Source organism: Roseibium sp. MMSF_3544, from assembly GCF_030732845.1.
Classification (GTDB): Bacteria; Pseudomonadota; Alphaproteobacteria; order Rhizobiales; family Stappiaceae; genus Roseibium.
The window spans coordinates 65,249-90,308 of sequence record NZ_JASHKA010000007.1; the positions used below are offsets into that span (position 1 = coordinate 65,249).

The following is a 25,060-nucleotide window of genomic DNA, read 5'->3' on the forward strand; positions in this document are numbered from 1 at the left end:
CTGAATTACCGTCATTTCCAGCTCCAGAGAATATTTTTTTCGCTTGCATTGAAAAATGTAAGCGCTTACATTTTTGCTGACCAAGTTAATTGATCGTTGGGAGGTGATCATGCTTTTGGTTCTGGCGGCCGTTCTGTTTGCCGCTTTCGTGATCAACGTTTCAATCGGTTCTTTTGGTGGGTCGCCGCCGTTAGGCAACGTCGGCGAGATGATTCTGCTGTTCGCCGTGTCTATCGCGTTTACCGCATCTGTCCTGAAAAAAGAGGCGCAAAAGCGAACCGACAAAACCTAGATCAGATTCGGATTTTTGGGAGGAAATGATGAAAAAGACTGAAGACCTGGCCTCTGTCGAGCGCCGCAATTTCCTGAAGCTGGCCAGCGCCGGTGGTTTCACGGCGGCTGTTGTTGCAGGTGCCGCAGGTGTGCTGTGGTCAGACGAAGCTGTCGCGCAGACCGCACAGGAAGAGCGGGCCCGCGAGCAGGGGGCAGACCATATCATGACGCTCGCAACAGCCTACGTGCTGGGTGCGTCGCGCAGCTATCCGATCATGCAGCTTGACCTGAAGGAGAACATTCAGAACGCAACCAACGGCAAGGTCTACGTCAAACTCGCCCCCGGCGGGCAGCTCGGCGCAGGCGGTGCACTTGCCCAGGCCGTGCAGGGCGGCACCATTCAGGCGGCCCAGCATTCGCTGTCCAACTTTGCGCCTTTCGCGTCGGCTGTCGACCTCATCAACATGCCGTATTTCTGCGGGTCCAATCAGCGGTTCACCAACCTGGTGACGTCTGAAGCCTGGAAGAAGGAAGTTCACCCCAAGATCGAAGCGTCAGGCTTCAAGGCTCTGTTTTATGTGGTGATCGACCCGCGCGTGGTTGCCGTGCGCAAGGGCGGTAACAAGGTGATTACACCTGGCGACCTCTCCGGCGTGAAGTTCCGCGTACCGGGATCCGCCATGCTGCAGCAATACTACCGCATGGTCGGAGCCAACCCGACGCCTGTGGCCTGGGGCGAAACCCCGTCCGCGATCAAGCAGGGTGTTGCCGATGCGCTCGATCCGTCCGTCGGTGCGCTCTATGTCTTCGGCTTCAAGGATATCCTGAGCAACGTCACCTTCACCCAGGCGGTGCCGGACAGTCAGGTCTATTCCATGAACCTGGAGTGGTTCAATTCGCTGCCGGCAGATGTGCAGGAAGGCATCGAGTTTGCCGGTGAAATCACCGCGCAGCAAAACCTGGCCAAGGTTCCGGCGGCACGGGCTTACGCAATGTCCGAGCTTGTGAAGTCTGGCGTGGAGTTCCATTCGCTGACGGAAGATCAGCTGAACGAATGGAAGGCAGCCGGCGGTTATCAGCGCGAAGAATGGGATCAGTTCAAGGTTGAACTGGCCGGTTCGATGGAAGCGTTCGGCCGCCTTGAAGAAGCCGCCAACACCATGGGCCGCTATTACGTCCACGACGCATAAGCCTTGCGTCAACCGGCCGGCGCCTTTCGGCGCCGGTACCGGACCTGATTTCAATCATCCAATTCGCGCGACCGCCGCATCAGACCCTTGTCTGATGGGAACGGCAGAGGAGTGCCCATGTCGAATGTCATTCAAGCCCTGGACCGGAACGGCGAACGTTGGCTGTTGCTGGTCTTCTACGTCATGCTCGTCATGACCATGTTCGTTGAAGTGGTCCGGCGCGAAGTCTTTGCGTATTCGTCGATCTGGGGCGAGGAAATCGTCCGCTACTCCTTCATTTACCTGGCCTGGATCGGCGCTGCGGCGGCGGTAAAGGAGCGTGGGCACATCCGCATCGACGTCCTGATGCAATATGTCGGGCCGCGCGTGAAAGCCCTGCTTTACATTTTCGGCGACCTCGTCATGGCCTTCGTCGCAGTGATCGCTTTCTACTGGTCACTGGAAACCGTTCTGGTCTCCGCAAAATTCGGCTCCGTCACTCACGGGCTTCGGATCTCCCAGGTCTGGTTCCTGTCCGCGGTTCCCTTCGGTTTCGCCCTGGTCCTGTTCCGGCTGGCCCAGTCCCTCCTGCGCGATGTGCGCGACTTTCGTGACGGCCGTCCCGTCTACGAAGGCGACAAGCTGTTCGACTGAGGGAGGCGACAATGCTCTGGCAACAACTACAGCAACAAACAGTCGAACTGGGCTGGTCCTTTTATGCTCCCGTCCTGATATTTGTCGGCCTAGTCGCCCTCGCAGTGCCCGTTTGGGCCGCCATCGGGGCCGCCGCCATCGCCATGCTGATGATTTCCGGCGCCCTGCCGCTTTCGCTTGTCGGCGAAAGCCTGTTCCACGGGATCGACCACTTTGCACTCACCGCGGTACCGCTTTTCATTCTGACCGGCGATGTACTGGTGCGAACGGGCCTCAGCCGCAAGTTCCTCGACGTTGCCGAAGCGCTCACCTGCTGGGCCAAGGGTGGTTTCGGATCTGCGACCGTCCTGGTCTGCGGCATGTTCTCCGCGATCTCGGGCTCTGATGCCGCAGGTGCGGCCGCCGTCGGCCGGATGACCATCGACAGGCTGGTGGAAAGCGGTTATCCACGTCCCTACGCCTGTGCCCTTGTCGCCGCTGGTGCCTGTACCGGCATCCTGATCCCACCGTCGATCGCCTACATCATTATCGGCCTGGTTCTGGGTATTTCCGCCTCGACGCTGTTTCTGGCAGCGCTGATCCCGGGGATTGCCATTCTGGTGTCCATCCTCGTGACAAATATCGTCATGAACCGGATCTACGCCTATGAGGGCGGCGGGTTGATGACGTTCGGCGAATGGGCGGCCAATCTTGGCAAGGCGCTCAAGTCCGGGTGGTATGCTTTCATCGTTCCCGGCATCATCTTCTACGGCATCTTTTCGGGACGTCTGACCCCGACAGAAGCCGGTGCCGTTGCGGTGATGATCACGATCGCGATGGGTTTCATCCTTGGAACACTTAAGCTGTCCGACTTCCCGGCGATGCTGGTGAGTTCGGCCAAGGTAAACGGCGTGATCGTGCCGATCATCGCGTTCTCGTTGCCGCTCGCCCAGGCGCTTGCGATTCTCGGCGTGCCGCAGGGTTTCGTCTACGCACTGACGTCGATCACCAATGAACCGGCGATCCTGATCCTGATGATGATCCTCATCCTGATTGCCGCCGGCTGCGTCATGGAGACAACGCCGAACATTGTGATCCTGGCGCCGATCCTCAAGCCGCTTGCCGACAATATCGGCATGAACGAGATCCAGTTCTGCATCATGATGATTACTGCACTCGGTGTCGGGTTCATCACGCCACCGCTCGGGCTCAATCTGTTCGTGGTGTCGGGTTTGACGGGCGAGTCGATCCTCAAAATCGCTGCCAAAGCCGTTCCGTTCGTCTTCTTCATGCTGCTCGTGACGCTGCTGATCGCCTATGTTCCGGCGATCTCGACAACGCTTCTTCCCGAGATTTACAAATAGGCTCAGCCATGACTGTTGAATATCTGAAAAAAGCAGTTCGCACGTCCAAGACCGATGCCTCCGAAACGACCAAGATCGTGCAGGAAATACTCGACACGATCGAGGCGGGGGGCGATGCGGCTGCACTCGATTATGCCGCCAAGTTCGACAAGTATGACGGCGACATTCTGCTGGACGAGGCGGCGATCGAGGCAGCTTCGGCGAAGGTGCCGGAGAAGCTCAAACGCGACATAGAATTTGCGCATGCCAACGTGCAAAGGTTCGCTGAAGTTCAGAAGCAGACCTGTCAGGATGTCGAGGTCGAGGTCATTCCGGGGCTTGTCGCCGGGCAAAAGAGCATCCCGGTGGAGACCGCCGGCTGCTACATCCCGGGCGGCCGTTACAGTCATATCGCGAGCGCGATCATGACCGTGACGACGGCGAAGGTCGCCGGCTGCAAGAACATCATTGCCTGTTCGCCGCCACGTCCGGGCATCGGCATCAATCCGGCCATCATCTATGCCGCAAAGGTGTGCGGGGCCGACAGGATCCTTGCCATGGGCGGGGTGCAGGGCGTCGCCGCCATGACGTTCGGGCTGTTTGGACTACCGCGTGCAAACATCCTGGTCGGGCCGGGAAACCAGTTCGTCGCCGAAGCCAAGCGGATCCTGTTCGGCCGTGTCGGCATCGACATGATCGCCGGTCCGACGGACAGTCTCATCCTTGCCGACGTTACGGCAGATCCCGAAGTGGTTGCCGCAGATCTCGTCGGACAGGCAGAGCATGGCTACAACTCTCCGGTCTGGCTGGTTACAGACTCCCGGAAGCTTGCCGAGGACGTGATGGCGCTGGTGCCGGGAATGATCAACGACCTTCCGGACGTCAATCGCGACAATGCGACAGCCGCCTGGCGCGATTATGCGGAAGTCATCCTGTGCAGCGACCGCGAGGAAATGGCAGTGACCTCCGATGCCTACGCACCCGAGCACTTGACGGTGCAGGCGCAGGATCTGGACTGGTGGCTCGACAGATTGTCCTGCTACGGCTCGCTCTTCCTGGGAGAAGAAACCACGGTCGCGTTCGGCGACAAGGCGTCAGGTACCAACCACGTCCTGCCGACCTCCGGTGCCGCCAGCTATACCGGCGGGCTTTCGGTCCACAAATACATGAAGATCGTGACCTGGCAACGTGCAACGCGCGATGGGGCGAAGCCGGTGGCTGAAGCGACGGCACGCATATCCCGACTGGAGGGAATGGAAGGACATGCACGTACAGCCGATATCCGTCTCAAGAAGTATTTTCCGGAAGAATCGTTCGATCTGACCGCCGATGCCGACGCCTGAAGACATAAGCACACTCTTTGATCTGAGCGGCAAAGTTGCCTGCGTGACCGGGGCAAGTTCCGGTCTCGGGCGCCGTGCCGCGACGGTCCTGGCGAATGCCGGCGCTTCTGTTGTCGGCGTTGCGCGGAGGTCGTCGGATCTTGAAGACTGGAGGCGGGAAGCAGGGGGCCAGACCGCAGCCGTGACAGCTGATCTTGCCGATCAGGGCGCGCTTGACAACGTTGCCGGAAACATAGCCGGGCCATTCGGGCCTCCGCAAATTCTTGTGCACGCCGCCGGCATCAACACGCGCGAGGTCGCGGACGAGGTCACGCCGGAAGGCTGGGATGTGACGCTCACCCTCAATCTGACGATCCCGTTCTTTTTGTCTCAGGCCTTTGTCCCCGCCATGCGCGAAAGGCGCTGGGGCCGGATCGTCAACTTCGCCTCGCTGCAGACCACGCGTGCCTTCCCGGGCGGGATCGCCTACGGCGCGTCCAAGGGTGGTGTTGGCCAGATGACAAGGGCCATGGCCGAGGCCTGGTCAAAGGACGGAATCAATGCCAATGCCATCGGGCCGGGCTTTTTTCCGACCGAACTGACGGCTGCCGTTTTCGGAGACGAAGAGCGCGCGCAGCGCAACGCTGCGCAGACCTGCATCGGCCGCAACGGAAAAATGGAAGATCTCGACGGGCCGCTTCTATTTCTTTGCTCCGACGCATCTGCTTATGTGACAGGTCAGATCCTGATGGTCGACGGAGGGTTCACCGCAAAATGAAAGCGCTCGTCTATACCGGCCCGGAAGCCCAATCGTACCGGGAGGTCGCCGATCCGTCTCCCGCACACGGTGAAGCGCTCATCCGCGTTGCGCACACAGGCATCTGCGGTTCGGACATGCATGCGTTCCTGGGTCATGATGCGCGCAGGCCCGCACCGCTGATCCTCGGCCATGAGGTTGCGGGAACCGTGCTTTCCGGTTCGCTGGAAGGCAAGCGGGTCACGGTCAATCCTCTGGTGAGTTGCGGCAAATGCGAATTCTGCCTGTCCGGCCGGGACAATCTGTGCCCAGAGCGCCAGATCATCTCCATGCCGCCGCGAGAAGGCGGGTTCGCTGACTATCTGGCCATGCCGGAAGACAATCTGGTGGTTGTGCCGGACCATGTCAGCGATGCACAGGCAGCGCTTGCCGAACCGATTGCCTGCGGTTGGCATGCCGTGCGGCTTGCCAAGCGCGCGCTCACCAGTGACCCGGAAAGAGCAAAGGCGCTTGTCTATGGCGGTGGCGCTATTGGACTGGGTGCCGCGCTTTCGCTGAAGGCACAGGGAATTGGGAATGTCCGACTTGTTGAACCCAATGAAGAGCGGGCACGGTTCCTCGAAAACGCCTGCGGCGTCAACGTCCTGACCCCTCAGGAGGCTGATGCAAGCGGACAGTACGATCTCATTGTTGACGGCGTTGGACATGCCGCAACACGTGCGGCAGCCTCCGCCCGCGCAAAGCCGGGCGGTGTCATTGTTCATATCGGTCTCGGCTCGGCTGAGGGCGGGCTCGATATCCGCAGGATGACCCTTCAGGAAATCACCTTCATCGGAACCTACACCTACACGGCCCAGGACTTCCGCGACACCGCCAGCGCCATGTTTGAAGGTCGACTGGGTGCGCTTGACTGGACCGAAACCCGCCCCTTGTCGGATGGGCTGAAGGCATTCGCAGACTTGCGGGCCGGGCAGGTTGCAGTTCCGAAAATTCTACTCACACCAGACACTTGAGGAGACATTCATGTCTGAAATCCCCCATCTGCTTGTCCACGAGCATGCCGACAATGTCGGGGTGGTCGTTGTGGAAGGCCTGACAGCGGGCACTGACATGCTGTGCTGTGTTACCCACGACAATTCCACCTTTCGCCTGACAGCCGGTGCCGATGTGCCGATCGGGCACAAGATTGCACTCCAGGATCTGAAAGAGGGCGACACGGCCATGAAATACGGTGAGGACATCGGCAAGATCATTGCCGATATCCCAAAGGGCGGTCACGTCCATACCCACAATTGCAAAACGAAGCGCTGGTAAGGAGCCGTCCAGATGTCCACCAAATATTCCAACATGACGGTCAAGGCCTACCGGCGCGAAAACGGCCGGGTCGGCGTCCGCAATCATGTCCTGATCCTGCCGGTTGATGACATTTCCAACGCAGCCTGCGAGGCTGTTGCGAACAACGTGAAGGGAACGCTTGCGATCCCGCATGCTTATGGCCGGCTGCAGTTCGGCGAAGATCTGGAACTGCATTTCCGCACCATGATCGGCACTGGCGCAAACCCGAATGTTGCCGCCGTTGTCGTGATCGGGATCGAGCCCGGCTGGACCAAACGGATTGCTGACGGCATCCGGGAAACCGGCAAGCCGGTCGCGGAGTTTTCCATTGAGCAGAACGGTGATTTCGAGACAATCCGCCGGGCCTCCTGGGCAGCGAAGGACTTCGTGCACAAGACGTCTGAATACCAGCGGGAAGAGTGTGCGCTGAACGAACTCTGGATCTCGACCAAATGCGGGGAGAGCGACACGACCACCGGTCTCGGCTCCTGTCCGACCGTCGGCAACATGTACGACAAGCTCTTGCCGGAAGGCATCACGGGGTTCTTCGGCGAAACCTCCGAGATCACGGGTGCTGAGCATATCTGCCAGAAACGGGCCATCAACGAAGAGGTGGGCGAGCGCTGGTACAAGATGTGGAAGGCCTATCAGGACGATGTCATCTTCGCCCACCAGACGGACGATCTTTCCGACAGCCAGCCGACCAAGGGCAACATCGAGGGTGGCCTGACAACGATCGAGGAAAAGGCGCTCGGCAATCTGGAAAAGATTGGACGGACAAGCCAATACATCGACATTCTCGATCCCGCGGAAGCCCCGCAATCCGGAAAGGGGCTCTACTTCATGGATTCCTCGTCTGCGGCTGCTGAATGCGTGACCCTGATGGCTGCGGGAGGCGCCGTGATCCATACCTTCCCGACAGGGCAAGGCAACGTGGTCGGCAACCCGATTGTCCCGGTAATCAAGATCACCGCAAATCCGCGCACGGTTCGCACGATGAGCGAGCATGTGGACGTGGACGTTTCCGGTATCTTGCGCCGGGAGATGACAATCGACGAAGCGGGCGACGAGTTGATTGACATGATCTGCCGGACTGCGAATGGCAGAAGCACTGCTGCCGAAGCCCTTGGTCACCGGGAATTCTCCATGACCAAGCTTTATCGCAGCGCTTAAGGAAACGATCCGGTGGCCGGTTTGCCGGCCACCGGGATCTGAAGGGAAATCATGCAAGCTTCCGAACGTCTCAGTCTGTCCGACGCTGAGGCCCTGATCACATCGGCTTTCGTTGCCGCAAGCGTGCCGGAGCCCGCCGCCCATTCTGTTGCCAGGGCACTTGTTGCCGCTGAAGCGGAAGGTCAGGTCGGTCACGGGTTTTCGCGCGTCGAGGACTATATCGCGCAAGTTAAAACCGGGAAGATCAAGGCGGATGCCGTTGTTGAGATCCAAGAAGCCGGAACAACCAGCCTCCTGGCTGATGCCGGCAACGGATTTGCCTATCCGGCGCTCGATGCGGTCATCGAAAGGGGGGCAGATCTGGCCCTTCAACACGGCTGCGCCATAATGGGAATTACCCGCTCTCATCACTGCGGTGCCTTGTCCATCCAGGTGGAAAAGCTGGGACGCAAGGGTCTGGTCGCGATCATGGTGGCGAATTCCCCCGCAGCGATGGCACCCTTCGGCGCCAAGGACGCTGTCTTCGGCACCAACCCGATCGCTTTTTCCGCGCCACGCGACGGTACCGACCCGTTGGTGATCGATCTTTCGCTGTCCACGGTTGCCCGTGGCAAGGTCATGAATGCGCACAAGGCGGGCAAGCCTATTCCCGAAGGTTGGGCGCTCGACAGCGACGGCAATCCAACCACCGATGCAGCCGCTGCCCTTGCCGGGACAATGCTGCCGGTCGGTGGAGCGAAAGGCACGGGCCTCGCGCTAATGGTCGAAATTCTCGCCTCGGTCATGACCGGGGCAGCCTTCAGCAATCAGGCTTCCTCCTTCTTCAAGGCCGATGGGCCACCGCCCGGTGTCGGTCAGTTCTTGATTGCGATGAAGCCGCAGGACGACCTCTTCGGGTCACGGCTCGAGGACTTGCTCGGACTTATCGAAAACATGGAAAGCGCGCGGCTGCCGGGCACACGGAGGGCTACCGCCATCCGGGAAGCGGTCGGGAATGGCATAGACGTGCCAAAACGATATCTGGATGCGATCCGGCCGCTTGCAGGCGGTCCTGCGTGAGCAGCCAGCGGAACAGAAGGGTTTTGAACCGATGTACAAGCATATCCTCATTCCTGTCGCGCTTGATCATGAAACACTGATTGCCCGAAAGCTGGATATTGCCCGTCACCTTCTGGCCGACGACGGTCAGATTACGCTGCTCACCGTTCTGGAAAACATCCCAGGGTTTGTTTCGGAATTCGTTGATCTGAAGATCGACAATCATCTGACCAAGAAAATCGAAGACAAGTTGCGCAATGCGGTCGGAAATGACGGCAAGACGGCGTGCGAAGTCGTTCAGGGAAAGCCCGGCGTGGAGATCGCAAGGTTTGCTGAAAACAAGCACGCCGATCTCATCATCGTCGGCTCGCACCATCCCTCTGCGCAGGACTATTTTCTCGGCTCAACTGCTTCAAGGGTGGTGCGGCGGTCCGGTTGTTCCGTCTTCGTGGTCAGGGACTGATCTGCAGCGCGAGACAGGTTGAGGCAGCAGGCGGCAATTGCGGCCTGCTGCCTTTTTGTGGCGCTTGGCGTCAGCGATCTGCCTGTTCTGCGATCAGGTTCCGGCCCATTTGCTGAAAGAGATCCAGATAGTCGAGCAGAACCCAGTTCTCCATAATCTTTCCATCTGCGCAGCGGTAGAAATCCATGACGCGAAGGGTCAGCGACTTGCCGGAAGCCGGAACGCCCAGATAGTCCGCCTGGTGGGTCATGGTCATGGATGGCCAGCCGCTGACCGCTGCGTAGTTTTCATCACCGATCCGGCAGTAATGATTGCCGCCGATACGGTCCGGAAACGCGGTCAGGAAAGCTGCCCGGTGATCCTTTTCAAAGCCGCTCCAGCGATAGTTCGAACCGATCCCGCCCGGACCATACCAGAGCATGTCATCGTGCCAGTAGCCGTCTTCGCCGGTCTGCTTGTTCGATGTGAAGGTCTTTGGGTCGTAGTTCTTGAGGTCCGCGAGCATGGCCTCGCACAGGTCGAGCGTTTTTTCTCCATCGCCCTGTCCGGACGGCAGAACACCGTCATGCGTTGCCGGCCCTGGAAACAGCATTTCAGTGCCGAGTATTCGGGGCAGGGGAAACCGGCCGGCCTGACGCATCAGGTCGATGAGGTCGATGATGATCTTGGCTTCCGAAATCCGGCCGTCCGGTTCGATGCGGTAGAACTCTCCCGACCTTAGAAAGGTGAGATGATTTGACGGCCGAACACCGAAGAGAGATTTTTCGAAGTTGCCGACGTAGTGAGCGACGCTGGTAACCCAGTGGCCACCTGGAGCCCGCCGGTTGGGCCCGCCGATGAAGATTTCGTCCCGGCGTCGGACATGACTCAGAGCCTCTTTCAGGGGTGCAAAAAAGCTCTCCCGAACGCTCTGCCGACCAGTCAATCGATTGACGGGATGAGCGACGTCCCAGATGACGTCTTCGGTTAAGTGACTGGAAATCAGGTCTTCTTCTTCTGCTGCCGTCGCCGTTAGTATGGTGCTGAGGAAGCTGTGCGGCACTTGCCGGAAATCGGACATTTTGAACCTTGTGGGGTTTATGGAGATCTACGTATAGCAACAATTTTGCATTCGTATGCAAAAAATCATTGCCAAAGTCATTTCTCTGTGTCTAGCTAATTTGCATAGGAATGCAAAATTTGGCTCGCGGACAGTCGAGGAGGGGACGCTGTGGCTGAAATCCAGCTAAGAAATGTGTCGAAACGCTGGGGATCTTTTGTCGGTGTCGACAATTTCGACCTGACCATCGCTGACCGCGAATTTCTGGTTTTGCTTGGACCGTCCGGATGCGGCAAGACAACGACCATGCGCATGATCGCCGGTCTGGAAGATGCCACGGGCGGCGAGATCGTCATTGGTGACAGGGTCGTCAATGATCTCGACCCTAAAGACCGGGACATTGCCATGGTGTTCCAGTCCTACGGTCTTTATCCGAATATGAATGTCTACGAGAATATCCGCTTTCCGCTGAAGGTTCGGAAGGTGGATCCTGCGACCCACGACGAACGGGTGCGCCGGGCGAGTGCGATGGTTGAGCTGGACGAATTCCTGCACCGCAAGCCCGCAGAGCTCTCCGGTGGTCAGCGCCAGCGCGTGGCGCTTGCGCGCGCCATCGTTCGCGAACCGAACGTCTTCCTGATGGATGAGCCGCTGTCCAACCTAGACGCCAAATTGCGGGTTTCGACGCGGGCGCAGATCAAAAACCTTCAGCATGAACTGCAGGTCACCACGATTTACGTCACCCATGACCAGATCGAAGCGATGACGCTCGCCGATCGGGTCGTGGTGATGCAGCGTGGCATCGTGCAGCAGGTTGGTTCCCCGACGGAGATTTACGACCGGCCTGCAAACACATTCGTTGCCAGCTTTATCGGCTCACCCGCCATGAACCTGATGGAAGGCGCCTTGTCGGGTGGAACCTTCACCGGCGAAAACGTGACCATCAACGGTCTCAACGGACCGGACGGCCCGATAACGCTGGGCTTCCGCGCCGAGGATGCTGCTGTTGCCGAGAGCAGCGCGGAAGCGGAAATCAGCGCTCCTGTCTACACCATGGAACTGCTTGGCGACGCCACCATGATCACGGTGAAGGCTGGTGGCGCATTGGTGTCCGTGAAGGCAAACAAGGACTTCCGGATCGAAATCGACGAGACGGTCGGTTTGCATATTCCAGCTGATATTTGCCATCTTTTCAATCACGAGACAGGCGCGCGCATTGACGCGTAAACCCGTCCGGACCCGGCACTTCGCCGAAAAAACCAGAGCTGCGCCCTTCGGCGCATGGAACAGCAGGGAGACCTGACAGATGTTGAAGAAACTGCTTCTTGCCGGCGCGATGTCGCTGGCGGTCACCGGTGCGGCAAGCGCCTGTGATTTCGAGAACACCACACCGGTGAAATCCCTTTCCGCAGGCTTTGAGGCCTGGAAAGCCGTTACCTCGTTCATGGCAAAGTGCGGCGATTTCGAAGCCGAGCTTGACCAGGAATTCCGCACCAAGCAACCGGCCGCCTTTGCCGCAGATCCTTCGCTTTACCAGATCGGGGGCGTCGCCAACGGCACTCTGGTTCCGCTGATGAACGAGGGCACCGTTCGTCCGCTCGATGGTCTGGTGGAGAAATACGGCCAGAACCTCACTCCGAACCAGCTCATCAAGATCAACGGCGAAACCATGGCGATTGCCATGATGGTGAACGCTCAGCACCTGATGTACCGCGAGGATATTCTGACCGAACTGGGCATTCCGGTTCCCAAGACCTATGACGAGGTTCTGGCAGCCGCGGCAAAGATCAAGGACGCCGGTGTCGTCGAATATCCGATTGGCGCAACCATGAAGACCGGCTGGAACCTCGGCCAGGAATTCGTAAACATGTATCTGGGCATGGGCGGTGAGTTCTTCGGCCCGGACAATGAAGCGACAATTGAAAACGAGCAGGGCGTCGCTTCCCTTGAGATGCTCAAGAAGCTGACCGAGTACATGGATCCGGAATATCTCGTTTCCGATTCCACCTACGTTCAGCAGCAGTTCCAGCAGGGCAAGATTGCGATGGCGAACCTGTGGGCGAGCCGCGCAGGTGCCATGGATGATGCCAACGAATCCCAAGTTGTCGGCAAGGTGAAGATGGCCGGCGCCCCGACCGCGGATGCACGTGCCGCATCGACGATCTGGTGGGACGGTATCGTTATTGCTAACAACACGTCCGATGAAGAAGCTGAAGCGGCTTTCCGTGTCGCCATGAACGGCATGACACCGGAAATGGTGAAGGAAAACAACGACGTGGCCGTATGGCTGATCGAGGGTTACGTGCCCGGTCCGCTTGCGCTTGGTGTTGTGCAGACGGCTGAAGCAGGTGCACTGCCTTATCCTGCAAGCTCGCAGATGGGCCTGATGCACACAGCGCTCGGCAATGGTGTCGCCGACTTCCTGACGGGAGCAAAAGACGCCCAGACCACCTTGAAGGACATCGCTGGCGCCTACACGACGTCGGCCAAAGAAGCTGGCCTGATCAAGTAAGCCGGCGACCGTCCTTGCGGAGGGCGTAAGCGCCCTTCGCCCTATCCAAGCACGTTTCATGGGAGGGCAGCATGAACACCAAGACATTTGCCGCCTTTGTCGGCCCGTCCATTTTCCTGATGCTGCTCTTTATCGCCGCGCCGCTTGTCAGCGTGTTCATGCAGAGCTTCTATGTCACGCAGCCTATTTTCGAGCAGGTTGAAGTCGAAACCTGCACCCCCGGTTTCCCAACCCAGACCTGCGTCACCGAAACAAAAATTCAGCCGGTTCTTGGGGAAGACGGCAAAGTGGTGACAGACGTCAAATATGTCGGGCTGGAGAGCTACTATAATGTGTTGGAGCCTGACCGGGCCTGGGCGGCGCTGAAAGTCTTCGATTTCGATGCACTGCTTACCATTGATTTCTGGAAGGCGCTCCGGTTCACCTTGACCTTCACTCTGGTAACGCTTCCCCTCGTTATCGGTGTCGGGCTGGCCATTGCGATCACGGTCAACAATGCCACCCGCATGATACGTGGCCCCATCATCTTCGTGTCGCTTCTGCCATTCATCATCACGCCCGTCATCGGCGCGCTGTCCATCCGCTGGCTGTTTATCGGCGACGGCATCATGACCGCCTTCCTGGAATGGTGGCTGAACCAGGACATCGCAATGTTCGCCCAAGGCTGGACCATTGAGTTGCTGATGATGTTCTACCGTGTCTGGCACGTGGCCCCGTTTGCGTTCCTTGTGTTTTATGCCGGCCTGCAAACTGTCAACCAGGACACTTTGGAATCGGCCGTGATCGACGGTGCGAGCCGCTGGGAACGGCTTCGCTACGTGATCATTCCGCACCTGATGCCACTCATCGTCTTCGTCTCGCTTATCCACCTGATGGATTCCTACCGCGTGTTTGAGGAAATCGTCGGCTTCTCCAGTCAGGCTTACCGCATTTCGCTGCAGTGGCTGACCTATGACCTGCTGACACCCGACGATAGCGGAAACAGGTCCATTTCACGTGCATCCGCAAGCGCGATGCTCACAATGATCGGCATTGTCGTTCTGCTAATTCCGCTCCTGCGCAAGACCTGGCGCGATCACAAGGGAGGACGGGTATGAGCCTGCCAAAATCCATGCAGCAGCCAATGGCGCTGCAACTGACCTCAGTCGGCTTCCTGGCATTCTGGTGTCTGATCGCAGCGTTCCCGATCTTCTGGATCGCGGTCATGAGCTTCAAGGATCCGATTGATGCATTTGCCTCAAATCCGCTCAGCGTGATTTTCGGACCTGAAACCGTTGCAACGGGGCGTGGCCTGTCGATCGTCAGCATCGTCGTCGGTATCGCCTTTCTCTGGTACACCGTTCATCTGGCGCTGACGCTTCTGCCGAAGATGGTCAACAAGTACACGCCGCCCCATCTGCTCGTCCCGGGCTGGATCATTGGTGCGCTTGTGTTTGCAATCGGCTTCCTGATTGTGTTCGCCGGCATCCTTCCTCCTGTCCTGAGTGCCGTGAATTCCATTCTTGGCCCCTTGGGCAAGCCGATCCTCGGTCTGACCACCGAGCACTACAGAGCCGTATGGGTCGAAAACGCGTTCTACGAGAACTTCATCAATTCGATGATCGTTACAGTCGGCGTGGTGACGGTTTCGCTGACCGTGGGAACGCTGGCCGGTTACGGGCTTGCAAGAGCCGGGTCAGCCGGATCGTTCATTGCCTTCTGGATCCTTATCATCGCACTGGTCTTCCGCGCCTTGCCGCACTCGGTGCTCGTGGCCGGTTACCTGCCGCCCTTTATCAACTCCGCCGAGATTCTCAGCCCGATCCTGGGCGACGCTGCACCAACTCTTTATGGCAAGCCCTGGGCCGTGATTGCGGTGCTGGTGTCGATCAACCAGCCTTTCACGATCTGGATGCTGCGTTCGTTCTTCCAGAACATCCCGAACGAGCTTGACGAGGCGGCTCGCGTGGATGGCTGCACGCACTTCCAGGCATTCCGCTGGGTGATCATGCCCGTGATGTGGCCTGGCGTTATCACGACCGGTCTGTTCAGTTTCCTGCTGGCCTATAACGACTATCTGGTCTGTTCACTCCTGCTCGACGCGCAGAACCAGACCATGGTTCCGGCGATCGCCGGCTACTTCAACCGGGAGACAACAACCACCGACCAGGTCGAGGCAGTCGCTGCAGCCGTGTCGATTATCGCGCCGCTGTTCCTCCTCATCATGGTTTTCCAACGCCAGATCGTGTCGGGTCTGACAGCCGGAGCCGTGAAGGGATAGGTCATGCGCTCTTTGCACTCGCACTACACAAACAGGTGAAACATGAAGGGATCGCGTCCCGAGCAGGCGGTTCTGAGCCGCGACACGGATATGAGCAAGACGGAGGACACCCGCCGTGTCATTGAGGACATGGTCGACGGTTTGAACGACCACCGGATTGCCGATATCGGCGAGTTCTTTGCAGACGGTTTCCGCTGGCTTGGCAATACCGGCTGCGGCAACAAGACAGGTCTGAAGGAATTCCAGGAAAACTGGCAAAAGCCGTTTCAGGCTGCGTTTTCAGACAAGGTCTGCGTTGACGAAGCCAGGCTCTACATGGGCGAATGGGCGGCCGCCTTTGGCCGCCAGGAAGCGACCCATTCCGGTGAGTTCATGGGACTTGCGCCGACGGGCAAACGGGTCGAAATCCGTTACATGGATTTCTGGAAAGTGGTCGACGGCAAAATCGTCGACAACTGGGTGATGGTCGACTTTCCGCATGTATTGGCCCAGCTCGGCAAGGATGTTTTCGACGGTCAGGGCTGGGAAGCGTTCGACCGGGGCGAACGCGTGCCGCCGACGCCGGAAAAGGCCGCGTGACGAGACTTAAGTAGTTTTTCGTGTTTCGCGGAAGGCCACTTGAACTTTCTGCATACGTATGCAAACTGAAGAAAAATGATAAGTCGGCGCAGGCGCACGGTCCGCAAGAAGACCAGAGCGGCTGCGTCCTGAAAGGGATGAAACATGGCTGTTGAGTATCTGAAGCGCGGCAAGCCCGAAGCTGAACGCTCGGAAGACGATGCCAAGGTTCGCTCCATCGTGGAGGGAACGCTCAAGGAAATCGAAACTCGCGGCGATGCCGCCGTGCGCGAACTCTCCGAGAAGTTCGACAATTATTCTCCCGCTTCTTTCCGGTTGAGCGCGTCGGAAATCGAAGCGCTGATGAGTCAGGTCTCGCCAAGAGACATGGAAGACATCAAGTTTGCCCAGGAACAGGTTCGAAAATTCGCCGAAGCGCAGCGCGCCTCCATGCTGGACATCGAGGTCGAGACGATGCCGGGCGTCATCCTGGGGCACAAGAATATCCCGGTGCAGTCGGTTGGCTGTTATGTACCGGGCGGAAAGTTTCCGATGGTCGCTTCCGCCCACATGTCGGTTGCAACCGCATCCGTTGCCGAGGTTCCGCGCATCATCGCGGCAACGCCGCCGTTCAAAGGCGCGCCGAACCCGGCCGTGATCGCGGCGATGCATCTGGGCGGTGCGCATGAAATCTACGTTCTCGGCGGCATTCAGGCCGTCGGCGCCATGGCGCTCGGCACCGAAACGATCGATCCGGTGCACATGCTTGTCGGCCCGGGCAACGCCTTTGTTGCCGAAGCCAAACGCCAGCTCTTCGGACGTGTCGGCATTGACCTATTCGCGGGCCCGACCGAGACCATGGTGATTGCTGACGAAACGGTTGATGCGGAAATGTGTGCGACCGACCTGCTGGGGCAGGCAGAACACGGCTACAACTCGCCTGCCGTTCTGGTTACCAATTCTCGCAAGCTTGCAACTGAAACGCTTGAAGAGATCGACCGGATCCTGAAGATCCTGCCGACAGCGGACACTGCGTCGAAATCCTGGGAAGACTACGGCGAGGTGATCCTTTGTGACACCTACGAGGAAATGCTTGCCGTTGCCGACGACATTGCGTCAGAGCATGTGCAGGTGATGACCGATCGGGACGATTGGTTCCTGGACAACATGACTTGTTACGGCGCGCTGTTCCTGGGTGCGCGAACCAACGTTGCCAATGGCGACAAGGTGATCGGCACCAATCATACGCTGCCGACGAAAAAGGCGGGGCGGTACACTGGTGGATTGTGGGTCGGAAAGTTCCTGAAAACCCATTCATACCAGAAGGTGCTGACCGATGAAGCGGCCGCCGAGATCGGTGCCTACTGCTCGCGGCTGTGCATGCTTGAAGGTTTCGTCGGCCACGCCGAACAGGCCAATGTCCGGGTCCGCAGATATGGAGGAGGCAACGTGCCTTACGGAGAGGCCGCCGAGTAAAAATGGACAGGCATAGTGAGCACAAGGACCTGATCGCGCCGCTGCGGGCGGCGATGTATGACTTTGAAGAACGAGCCGTCCGCAAGGCGCTTGAAGATTTGTGCACGCCGGACGTGGTTTTCAGACTGTGTCATCCATTTGGCGATACAACCGGCACGGATGCATTTTACGACAAGGCCTATGCCGCGCTGTTTGAGGCGGTTCCGGATCTGGAGCGCCGCGACACGATCGTGATGGCCGGTCCGACACCGGAAGGTCACGACTGGGTTGGCTGCGGCGGTTACTACACCGGCTCCTTTGAAAAACCTTGGCTGGATATTCCTGCCACAAGCCATCAGGTCTCGATGCGCTTTCACGAGTTCTTCCGCTTTGTGAATGGCAAGGTTGTCGAATTCCAGGCGCTCTGGGACATTCCCGAAATGATGATCCAGGCAAACGCCTGGCCGATGGCGCCGAGCCTCGGGCGCGAATGGCATGTGCCGGGACCGGCGACCCATGACGGGCTTGTTCCCGGGCCCTACGATGAAGAGACCGGGCGGGCCACGTGCCAGCACATCATCGACATGCTGGAACACCTCAAGAAGCACCCGTCTCAAGGCGGGCCGGAAGTGATGGAGATGCCGAAATTCTGGCATCCCCGCATGAGCTGGTATGGTCCGTCCGGCATCGGGACTGGACGCGGCATCAAGGGCTTCCGCAACTGGCACCAAATACCGTTCCTGAACGGAATGCCGGATCGCGGCCAGTATGTCGACGAAATCACCTACCACTTCTTTGGCGACAGGAACTATGCCGCTGTCACAGGCTGGCCCAACATGATTCAAACCGTCACCGACGACGGCTGGATGGGAATTGCGCCGAGCGGCAAGCGCATCACCATGCGCAGCCTGGATTTCTGGCGCGTGGAAAACGGCCTCATTCGCGAAAACTGGGTGCTGGTCGATCTGCTGGACGCCTATAACCAGCTGGGTGTCGATGTCTTCAAGAGACTGCGCGACTTCAACAAGGCGCGTGCAGGGTTTGATCCGGAAACCGGAGTGGCGCTGGCATGATTGAGCTTCCATCAACGCCAAGCTTTTCCCTTGCCGGCAAAAAGGTGCTGGTCACCGGTGCCTCCTCAGGCATTGGCCTTGCTTGTGCAAGTGCCCTGGCCGAAGCTGGTGGCGACGTGGTGCTTGCAGCGCGCAGAGCGGACAAGCTTGCTGAGGCCGTCGAGGCAATGACGGCAAAGGGATGGAAAGCGTCGGCGCTTCAACTCGATATTGCCGATGTGCTGGAAGTCCAGGTCAGTGTCGCCAAGCACGGGCCGTTCGATATCCTCGTCAACAGCGCAGGGCTTGCCCGCCATTCGGCCGCGATCGCGACCACGCCGGAAGACTTCGATGCGGTGATGAACGTCAATTTGCGTGGTGCCTATTTCGTCACGCAGTGTGTCGCCAAAGGACTGATCGACGCCGGCAAGCCCGGATCCTTGATCAACATGAGCTCGCAGATGGCCCATGTCGGCGGCATCGACCGGGCGGTTTACTGTGCGTCCAAATTTGCCGTTGAAGGTTTCACCAAGGCAATGGCGCTGGAATTCGGGCCGAAACAGATCCGGGTCAACACGATCTGCCCGACCTTTATCCGTACACCTTTGACCGAGCCGACATTCGACAACCCGGACCGGGTCAGGTGGATCGAGGAGAAAATCAAGTTGGGCCGGACCGGGACCGTCGAGGACATCATGGGCGCTGTTCTTTATCTTGCGAGTGACGCTGCCTCCCTGGTGACCGGTACTTCGCTGATTGTCGATGGAGGTTGGACCGCGGACTGATGCGTGTTGAGAAGGTCACGTCTGTCGATGTTGCCAAGCTGGCCGGGGTCAGCCAGTCCGCCGTCAGCCGTGTCTTCACGCCCGGTGCATCCGTCTCGCCGAAGATGGCGGAGAAGGTCTTGAAAGCAGCTCAGGAGCTTGGCTACCGGCCGAATGTTCTGGCGCGTTCGCTGATTACGGGCCGTTCCAGGATCATCGGCCTGGTGGTCGCCTATCTCGAAAACCAGTTCTATCCCGATGCCCTGGAAAAGCTGTCTACGGCCCTGCAGGCACATGGCTACCACATCCTCGTCTTCATGGTTTCGAACGATGATGACAGCGTCGACAAGGTCATGGGAGAGCTTCTCGACTATCAGGTCGACGGCATCATCACCGCATCGGTTGGCATGTCCAACGCGCTTGCTGCCCGTTGTGCTGCTGTCGGCGTTCCCGTGGTGCTCTTCAACCGCGGACAGGACGATGAAAGGCTCAACCAGGTCACGTCCAACAATTTCGAAGGTGGCCGCAAGATCGCTGAGTTTCTTGTCGCCGGGGGGCACAGGAAGATCGCTCACATCGCCGGGTGGTCCGGATCGTCCACCGGACGCGACCGCGAGGCCGGGCTGCGGGCAGGCCTTAAAGCGGCGGGCATCGATGTCGCCGTCTGCATTGACGGCATGTACAACCGCGAGACGGCATCGGCCGCCGCACGCGAGATATTCTCGGCAGCGGACCGGCCCGATGCGGTGTTCGTCGGCAACGACCATATGGCCTTTGCCGTGATGGATGTCTTGCGGTTCGAACTCAAGCTCGATGTTCCGGGCGATGTCTCCGTCGTCGGCTATGACGACGTGCCTCTTGCGTCCTGGCCCGCCTACGACCTCACCACATTGCGCCAGCCTTCGAACCGGATGGTGGAGGCAACAGTCTCTACGCTGCTGGGGTGGATCGAGGAAGGCAGCAATGACGTTCAGAAGATTCAGATTGACGGACCGCTGATGATACGCGGTTCGGCCCGTGTACCCGAAGGATGGCCCGATGAAAGGCTTTGACCCGCGCTGGAAGGATTTCCCCGATTACATAATCGGGATTACCAAGGAGATCTGGGAAGACCGGAAGATCGCAACCCTACATCATTATTATTCCGAGGACATCGTTGTCCGCTCACCTGCGTCTGTCGTCGTCGGCAACCAGGGTGTGATCGGCGCGACCATGGCAACGCTCTCGGAGTTTCCCGACAGGACACTGTTCGGCGAGGATGTTATCTGGTCGGGGACGCCGGAAGAGGGCATGCTTTCCTCTCACCGGATTATCTCCACCGCGACCCACCTCGGTGATGGTGTCTACGGCAAGGCGACGGGCAGGAAGCTGCAATACCGGATCATCGCCGACTGTCATGCGATCAACAACCAGATCAATGACGAGTGGCTTATCCGTGACCAGGGCGCAATCGTGCGTCAGATGGGTTGGGACCCGAAAGACTATGCGAGGGATCTGATTGCCCGTGAGGGCGGTGCTGAAAGCTGCGTCCAGCCGTTTTCACCAGCGATCGACAAGCCCGGTCCCTACAAGGGCAAGGGCAACGACAACGAGTGGGGCGCCAAACATGCCGACATCCTGAGCCGCATCATGAATGCGGACATGGCTGTGATCGAAGCCGAGTACGACCGGGCCTGCGAGCTTGCCTATCCGGGCCATGTGAGCGGCTATTCCTGGGGTCCGGCAGACCGGTTCTGGATGGGGCTGCGTGCAAGCTTCCCGTCCGCTGAATTCAAGATCGAACATCAGATCGGCCGCGACGACCCGATGATGCCGCCGCGCGCTGCCGTGCGCTGGTCGCTCCATGGCAAACATGACGGCTGGGGTGCGTTCGGTGAGCCGACCGGTGCGGAGGTCTATGTCATGGGCGCTTCGCATGCCGAATTCGGTCCGTGGGGCCTGCGCCGTGAATACACGCTTTTCGATGAGACGGCGGTCTGGAAGCAGATCGCGTTGAAGACCGGATAATCTTAAACAAACAGGTTTGGTTATGAGCCCTGAAGAAATGGAAACCCGGACAGTCCGCTATGGCGATCTGAAACCGTGCCGCACAGCCTTTATCGATGCCCACACACCCGGGTCCGATCAGAAGGAAAACTTCACGATCATTGGCGGCGGTGTGTCGGAAAGCCCCGATCAGCATGTCCACATCAAGGACACGCCGGGCTTCAATATCGGCGCGGCGGGACAACCGCCGAAGTGCCGGAACTCGCTCCATTCACACACGACGGCGGAAGTGTTCTTCGTGCTCAAGGGCCGCTGGCGGTTCTTCTGGGGGCGTTGGGGAACGGCCGGTGAGGTCGTGCTGGAAGAGGGCGATATCTTCAACATTCCGACGGGCATCTTCCGCGGGTTCGAAAACATCGGCACTGACTACGGAATGATCATGGCGATCCTGGGCGGCGACGATGCCGGTGGTGGGGTCACCTGGGCGCCGCAGGTGATTGAAGATGCTGCCGACCATGGGCTCGTACTTGGCGAGAACGGCGTTCTTTATGACACCAAGCAGGGCCAGTCTTTGCCCGATGGCATCAGCCCGATGCCGCTGTTGAGCGACGAGGAGCTCAAGGGCTATCCGGAACCCGGCAACGAGGCGGTTGTGCGCGACTATGTCGCCCGTTACTGGGACATGATGGCGCTCGCCGCGAAGGCGCCCTGCGAAGTGATCGGTGAATCCGGTCTCTTGAAGGACAAGCCCGGATTTGAGGTTGAGTTCCTGACCCGTGGGTCGATCCCGGAAACGAGCTATACCCTCAACAGCCACGAGATTCTGATGGTCATGCGCGGGCATTGGAAGCTTAGCTGGTCGGGCGGCGATAAAATCCTTGCACCCGGCGATACCTGCGCAGTGCCGCCGGGCCTGGAACACAGCCTCACACCATCCATGAGCGGTGAAGCCAGCCTCTACCGTGTCATGAACACGCAAGATTCGGCCGGTCCGACCTGGGTTGGCTGACAATAACAGGGCAGGGGCGAACTCTGCCCGGGACCTCCGGGGGAGATCATGAGCAAGATTGACGTCACCCATGTCGGCTCGCTGCCGAGAACGCAGGAAGTCGTCGACTTCATCTTCGCAAGAGAACGCGGTGAGACCTACGACGAAGCTTCTTTCGATGCGGCGATGGCGAGCGCTGTGTCAGAGACGGTTCGCAAGCAGGTTGATGCCGGCGTCACCATTGTCAGCGATGGTGAAACGTCGAAGATCTCCTACGCGACATACGTGAAGGACCGCTACACCGGGTTTTCGGGTGATAGCCCGCGCAATGCCCCGGCAGATCTGAAACTTTATCCCAGTTTTCTGAAGCGGATCGCGGAAAGCGGGGGAACACCCCAATATGCGCGGCCGATGTGCACAGGCGAGGTGCGCTCCAAGGGGCAGGGCGAGCTGGAAAAGGACATCGCTCATCTCAAGGCGGCGATGGCTGAACACGGCGCGGAGCGCGGCTTCATGAACGCGGCGTCGCCGGGCGTGATCTCGCTGTTTCTGCAAAACGACTATTACCCGACGCGCGAAGCCTATCTGGAGGCGCTCGCCGATGTCATGAAAGACGAATACGAAACGATCGTTGGCGCCGGACTGGACCTTCAGCTTGACTGTCCGGATCTGGCGCTGTCGCGGCACATGCTGTTCACGGATCTTTCGGATGAGGAATTCCTCAAGATTGCCGCAAGTCATGTGGACGCGCTGAACCATGCGCTCCAGAACATCGATCCGGCAAAGGTGCGTATCCACATCTGTTGGGGCAACTATGAAGGTCCGCATGTCTGCGATATTTCAATGGACAAGGTGTTTTCGACACTGATGTCGGCGCGCGCGGATTATGTCCTGTTCGAGACCTCAAATCCGCGCCATGCACATGAGTGGACTGTCTTCCGCGACCGCAAATCCGAAATTCCGGATAACAAGATCCTCGTGCCGGGCGTTGTCGACACGACGACCAACTTCGTCGAACACCCGGAAGTGGTGGCGCAGCGTCTCGACCGGTTTGTCGAGATCGTTGGCACAGACCGGGTCATTGCCGGCTCCGATTGCGGGTTCGGTACCTTTGCCGGTTTTGGAGCTGTCGATCCCGAAATCGCGTTCGCAAAACTACAAGCCCTTTCGGATGGGGCGGCAATCGCCGGAGCGCGTGCGTGACACCTCTCGTCTTGTTGCCTGGCATGATGTGCGATGCGAGACTGTATCGTCCGCAGATCGCCGCGCTGTCCGGGCGCATTGCGATTCACCTGGCGCCGATCACCGAACACGACACGGTTGAAGCGCTCGCGGAAGGCATCTTGAAAAATGCGCCGTCCAGATTTGCAATGGCGGGACTTTCCATGGGCGGGATCGTTGCGATGGAAGTCTACCGGCAGGCACCGGATCGTGTTGAAAGGCTCGCGCTGCTGGACACAAATCCGCGCGCCGAACTTGACGAGGTCAAGCAGCGCCGCGAGCCGCAGATTGAAAAGGTACGGGCAGGCGGTCTGCATGATGTCATGCGCGACGAACTCAAGCCCAATTATCTGGCGAACGGTCCGCTTCGGCAGGATGTTCTGGACACCTGCATGAAGATGGCGCTTGATCTCGGCGCTGATGTTTTTGAACGCCAGTCCCGCGCCCTTCAAAAACGTCCGGACCAGCAGGAAACGCTGAAATCAGTAAACGTTCCGACCCTGATCCTGATGGGCAGGGAAGACCGGCTTTGCCCCGTGGACCGGCACGAACTGATGCAGAGCCTCATCGAAGGTTCAACATTCGAGATCATTGAAGGGGCCGGGCATCTGCCGACCCTTGAACAACCCGACGCCGTCAATGCGGCCTTCAAGACCTGGCTGGACATCCAATGAACACCGAGCTTCTGGACCTTCTGAAATCCGTTGACACGCCGACGGTCTGCAACGCCATCGAGGTGGCGGAAGGCAGGCGCGGTTTCAACCGCTTCACGCGCGGCACAATGCTGGCATCCGACCCCACCGCCCGAGCCATGGTCGGGTATGCGCGCACAGCCCGCATTTCAGCGCTCGCCCCCCCGACAGAGCCGGCCGAGGTCATCAAGGCACGGCGGATGGACTATTATCGTTACATGTCCGAAGGCGCACGGCCCGGGTTGGCGGTTGTCGAGGATGTCGACTTTCCGAATGCGATCGGCGCCTATTGGGGCGAAATCAACACGACCGTTCACAAGGGGTTCGGACTGTCCGGCGCCCTGACAAACGGCGTCATGCGGGATCTCGGCGATCTGCCGGACGGGTTCCAGGTCATTGCCGGATCAATTGGTCCGAGCCACGGTTATGTGCACGTCAAGGAAATCGATATCGAAGTAAAGGTCTTCGGACTGGATATCCGGCCCGGAGAACTGGTCCACGCTGACCGGCACGGGGCTCTGGTTGTTCCAGAGGCGGTCATTCCCTCTCTCGCGGATGCAATCCGGAAGCTGCTGGCGACGGAGCATCTTGTGCTCGGTCCTGCCAGGGAACCGGACTTTACCTTCGAAAAATTCGAGGAAGCCTGGGGAGCCTTCGAAAAGGCACGGACCTGACGCAATTCACCCGCAGATCGCACTCAATCCGCGGGTGAAGGGATTCAGACTGCCGACATGTTGTCTTGCCGGACGAACACGGCAGAGATCTGCAGATCGCTCCAGACATCGGCCGCTCCCATTGGATCACCGGCCAGGAATTCTTCGATGACCGCGCGGTTCTCGGCTTCCAGCAGGAAGAAAGAGCCCCGCATCGTCTCGCCGTTATCCTGTGTCAGCGGCCCCGACAGCAGGATCTTGATGCCATGACGCTCCGGAGCTTCACCGAGATAGCTGCGGTGGGCGTCGATATTGGCCAGGCGGCGGGGCAGGGCATCCGGTTTGTCGAGGGCGTAAATCACGAAACGCATGTC

27 protein-coding genes are annotated in these 25,060 nt (G+C 59.0%); 25 read left to right on the plus strand and 2 right to left on the minus strand.

Features of this window, described 5'->3' with window-relative positions; all coding sequences use genetic code 11:
• Positions 1–109 precede the first annotated feature (109 nt).
• From RBB47_RS11920 to RBB47_RS11970, 11 genes are all read left to right on the plus strand, one after another.
• Positions 110–292: a hypothetical protein gene (locus RBB47_RS11920; RefSeq protein ID WP_305986022.1), complete on the plus strand. Its 183-nt coding sequence runs from the start codon at positions 110–112 to the stop codon at positions 290–292.
• Between the two features lie 28 nt (positions 293–320).
• Positions 321–1,463 (plus strand): TRAP transporter substrate-binding protein, encoded by a 1,143-nt coding sequence (locus RBB47_RS11925; RefSeq protein WP_371932775.1) that lies wholly within the window; start codon positions 321–323, stop codon positions 1,461–1,463.
• Between the two features lie 117 nt (positions 1,464–1,580).
• Positions 1,581–2,096: a TRAP transporter small permease gene (locus tag RBB47_RS11930; RefSeq protein ID WP_305986024.1), complete on the plus strand. Its 516-nt coding sequence runs from the start codon at positions 1,581–1,583 to the stop codon at positions 2,094–2,096.
• A gap of 11 nt (positions 2,097–2,107) precedes the next feature.
• A complete protein-coding gene (locus RBB47_RS11935) occupies positions 2,108–3,439 on the plus strand; it encodes a TRAP transporter large permease (protein WP_305986025.1) in 1,332 nt (443 codons plus the stop codon).
• Positions 3,440–3,447: 8 nt separating this feature from the next.
• Positions 3,448–4,761, plus strand: a complete 1,314-nt coding sequence (gene hisD, locus RBB47_RS11940; protein ID WP_305986026.1) for a histidinol dehydrogenase — start codon at positions 3,448–3,450, stop codon at positions 4,759–4,761.
• The gene (locus tag RBB47_RS11945) at positions 4,748–5,518 is read left to right on the plus strand and encodes an SDR family NAD(P)-dependent oxidoreductase (RefSeq protein WP_305986027.1); all 771 of its coding nucleotides are present in this window, start codon (positions 4,748–4,750) and stop codon (positions 5,516–5,518) included. Before hisD (RBB47_RS11940) ends, RBB47_RS11945 begins: the two co-directional genes overlap by 14 nt.
• A complete protein-coding gene (locus RBB47_RS11950; RefSeq protein WP_305986028.1) occupies positions 5,515–6,510 on the plus strand; it encodes a zinc-binding dehydrogenase in 996 nt (331 codons plus the stop codon). Before RBB47_RS11945 ends, RBB47_RS11950 begins: the two co-directional genes overlap by 4 nt.
• Positions 6,511–6,520: 10 nt before the next feature.
• On the plus strand, positions 6,521–6,811 hold the full coding sequence (locus RBB47_RS11955) for a UxaA family hydrolase (protein ID WP_305986029.1): 291 nt from the start codon (positions 6,521–6,523) through the stop codon (positions 6,809–6,811).
• Positions 6,812–6,823: 12 nt separating this feature from the next.
• Positions 6,824–8,005: a UxaA family hydrolase gene (locus RBB47_RS11960; protein WP_305986030.1), complete on the plus strand. Its 1,182-nt coding sequence runs from the start codon at positions 6,824–6,826 to the stop codon at positions 8,003–8,005.
• 51 nt (positions 8,006–8,056) lie between these two features.
• Complete coding sequence (locus RBB47_RS11965; RefSeq protein WP_305986031.1) at positions 8,057–9,064, plus strand: Ldh family oxidoreductase; 1,008 nt, start codon at positions 8,057–8,059, stop codon at positions 9,062–9,064.
• A 31-nt stretch (positions 9,065–9,095) separates the two neighbouring features.
• Complete coding sequence (locus tag RBB47_RS11970; protein WP_305986032.1) at positions 9,096–9,506, plus strand: universal stress protein; 411 nt, start codon at positions 9,096–9,098, stop codon at positions 9,504–9,506.
• A 70-nt stretch (positions 9,507–9,576) separates the two neighbouring features.
• Here the strand turns inward: RBB47_RS11970 and RBB47_RS11975 are convergent, their stop codons facing one another.
• The gene (locus RBB47_RS11975; RefSeq protein ID WP_305986033.1) at positions 9,577–10,566 is read right to left on the minus strand and encodes an ester cyclase; all 990 of its coding nucleotides are present in this window, start codon (positions 10,564–10,566) and stop codon (positions 9,577–9,579) included.
• Between the two features lie 150 nt (positions 10,567–10,716).
• On the opposite strand from RBB47_RS11975, the gene RBB47_RS11980 reads away from it, so the two are divergent.
• The 14 genes from RBB47_RS11980 to RBB47_RS12045 all read left to right on the plus strand — a co-directional run bounded on the left by RBB47_RS11980 (position 10,717) and on the right by RBB47_RS12045 (position 24,707).
• Positions 10,717–11,772, plus strand: coding sequence for an ABC transporter ATP-binding protein (locus RBB47_RS11980; protein ID WP_305986034.1), 1,056 nt, complete (start codon positions 10,717–10,719; stop codon positions 11,770–11,772).
• A 79-nt stretch (positions 11,773–11,851) separates the two neighbouring features.
• On the plus strand, positions 11,852–13,057 hold the full coding sequence (locus RBB47_RS11985; RefSeq protein ID WP_305986035.1) for an ABC transporter substrate-binding protein: 1,206 nt from the start codon (positions 11,852–11,854) through the stop codon (positions 13,055–13,057).
• Between the two features lie 71 nt (positions 13,058–13,128).
• On the plus strand, positions 13,129–14,154 hold the full coding sequence (locus tag RBB47_RS11990) for a carbohydrate ABC transporter permease (RefSeq protein ID WP_305986036.1): 1,026 nt from the start codon (positions 13,129–13,131) through the stop codon (positions 14,152–14,154).
• Positions 14,151–15,317: a carbohydrate ABC transporter permease gene (locus tag RBB47_RS11995; protein WP_305986037.1), complete on the plus strand. Its 1,167-nt coding sequence runs from the start codon at positions 14,151–14,153 to the stop codon at positions 15,315–15,317. The genes RBB47_RS11990 and RBB47_RS11995 overlap by 4 nt, the downstream gene beginning before the upstream one ends.
• 42 nt (positions 15,318–15,359) lie before the next feature.
• Positions 15,360–15,896, plus strand: a complete 537-nt coding sequence (locus RBB47_RS12000) for an ester cyclase (RefSeq protein WP_305986039.1) — start codon at positions 15,360–15,362, stop codon at positions 15,894–15,896.
• A 144-nt stretch (positions 15,897–16,040) separates the two neighbouring features.
• A complete protein-coding gene (hisD, locus tag RBB47_RS12005; RefSeq protein WP_305986040.1) occupies positions 16,041–17,351 on the plus strand; it encodes a histidinol dehydrogenase in 1,311 nt (436 codons plus the stop codon).
• 2 nt (positions 17,352–17,353) lie between these two features.
• Positions 17,354–18,403, plus strand: a complete 1,050-nt coding sequence (locus tag RBB47_RS12010; RefSeq protein WP_305986041.1) for an ester cyclase — start codon at positions 17,354–17,356, stop codon at positions 18,401–18,403.
• A complete protein-coding gene (locus RBB47_RS12015) occupies positions 18,400–19,167 on the plus strand; it encodes an SDR family NAD(P)-dependent oxidoreductase (RefSeq protein WP_305986042.1) in 768 nt (255 codons plus the stop codon). The genes RBB47_RS12010 and RBB47_RS12015 overlap by 4 nt, the downstream gene beginning before the upstream one ends.
• Positions 19,167–20,198 (plus strand): LacI family DNA-binding transcriptional regulator, encoded by a 1,032-nt coding sequence (locus RBB47_RS12020; protein ID WP_305986043.1) that lies wholly within the window; start codon positions 19,167–19,169, stop codon positions 20,196–20,198. The genes RBB47_RS12015 and RBB47_RS12020 overlap by 1 nt, the downstream gene beginning before the upstream one ends.
• A complete protein-coding gene (locus tag RBB47_RS12025) occupies positions 20,185–21,153 on the plus strand; it encodes an ester cyclase (RefSeq protein ID WP_305986044.1) in 969 nt (322 codons plus the stop codon). Before RBB47_RS12020 ends, RBB47_RS12025 begins: the two co-directional genes overlap by 14 nt.
• 22 nt (positions 21,154–21,175) lie before the next feature.
• The gene (locus tag RBB47_RS12030; protein ID WP_305986045.1) at positions 21,176–22,141 is read left to right on the plus strand and encodes a cupin domain-containing protein; all 966 of its coding nucleotides are present in this window, start codon (positions 21,176–21,178) and stop codon (positions 22,139–22,141) included.
• 48 nt (positions 22,142–22,189) lie between these two features.
• Positions 22,190–23,323, plus strand: coding sequence for a cobalamin-independent methionine synthase II family protein (locus RBB47_RS12035; RefSeq protein ID WP_305986046.1), 1,134 nt, complete (start codon positions 22,190–22,192; stop codon positions 23,321–23,323).
• The gene (locus RBB47_RS12040; protein WP_305986047.1) at positions 23,320–24,015 is read left to right on the plus strand and encodes an alpha/beta fold hydrolase; all 696 of its coding nucleotides are present in this window, start codon (positions 23,320–23,322) and stop codon (positions 24,013–24,015) included. Before RBB47_RS12035 ends, RBB47_RS12040 begins: the two co-directional genes overlap by 4 nt.
• Complete coding sequence (locus tag RBB47_RS12045; RefSeq protein ID WP_305986048.1) at positions 24,012–24,707, plus strand: RraA family protein; 696 nt, start codon at positions 24,012–24,014, stop codon at positions 24,705–24,707. Before RBB47_RS12040 ends, RBB47_RS12045 begins: the two co-directional genes overlap by 4 nt.
• A gap of 44 nt (positions 24,708–24,751) precedes the next feature.
• On the opposite strand, the gene RBB47_RS12050 is transcribed toward RBB47_RS12045, so the two are convergent.
• A complete protein-coding gene (locus RBB47_RS12050) occupies positions 24,752–25,057 on the minus strand; it encodes a YciI family protein (RefSeq protein WP_305986049.1) in 306 nt (101 codons plus the stop codon).
• Between the last annotated feature and the right edge of the window lie 3 nt (positions 25,058–25,060).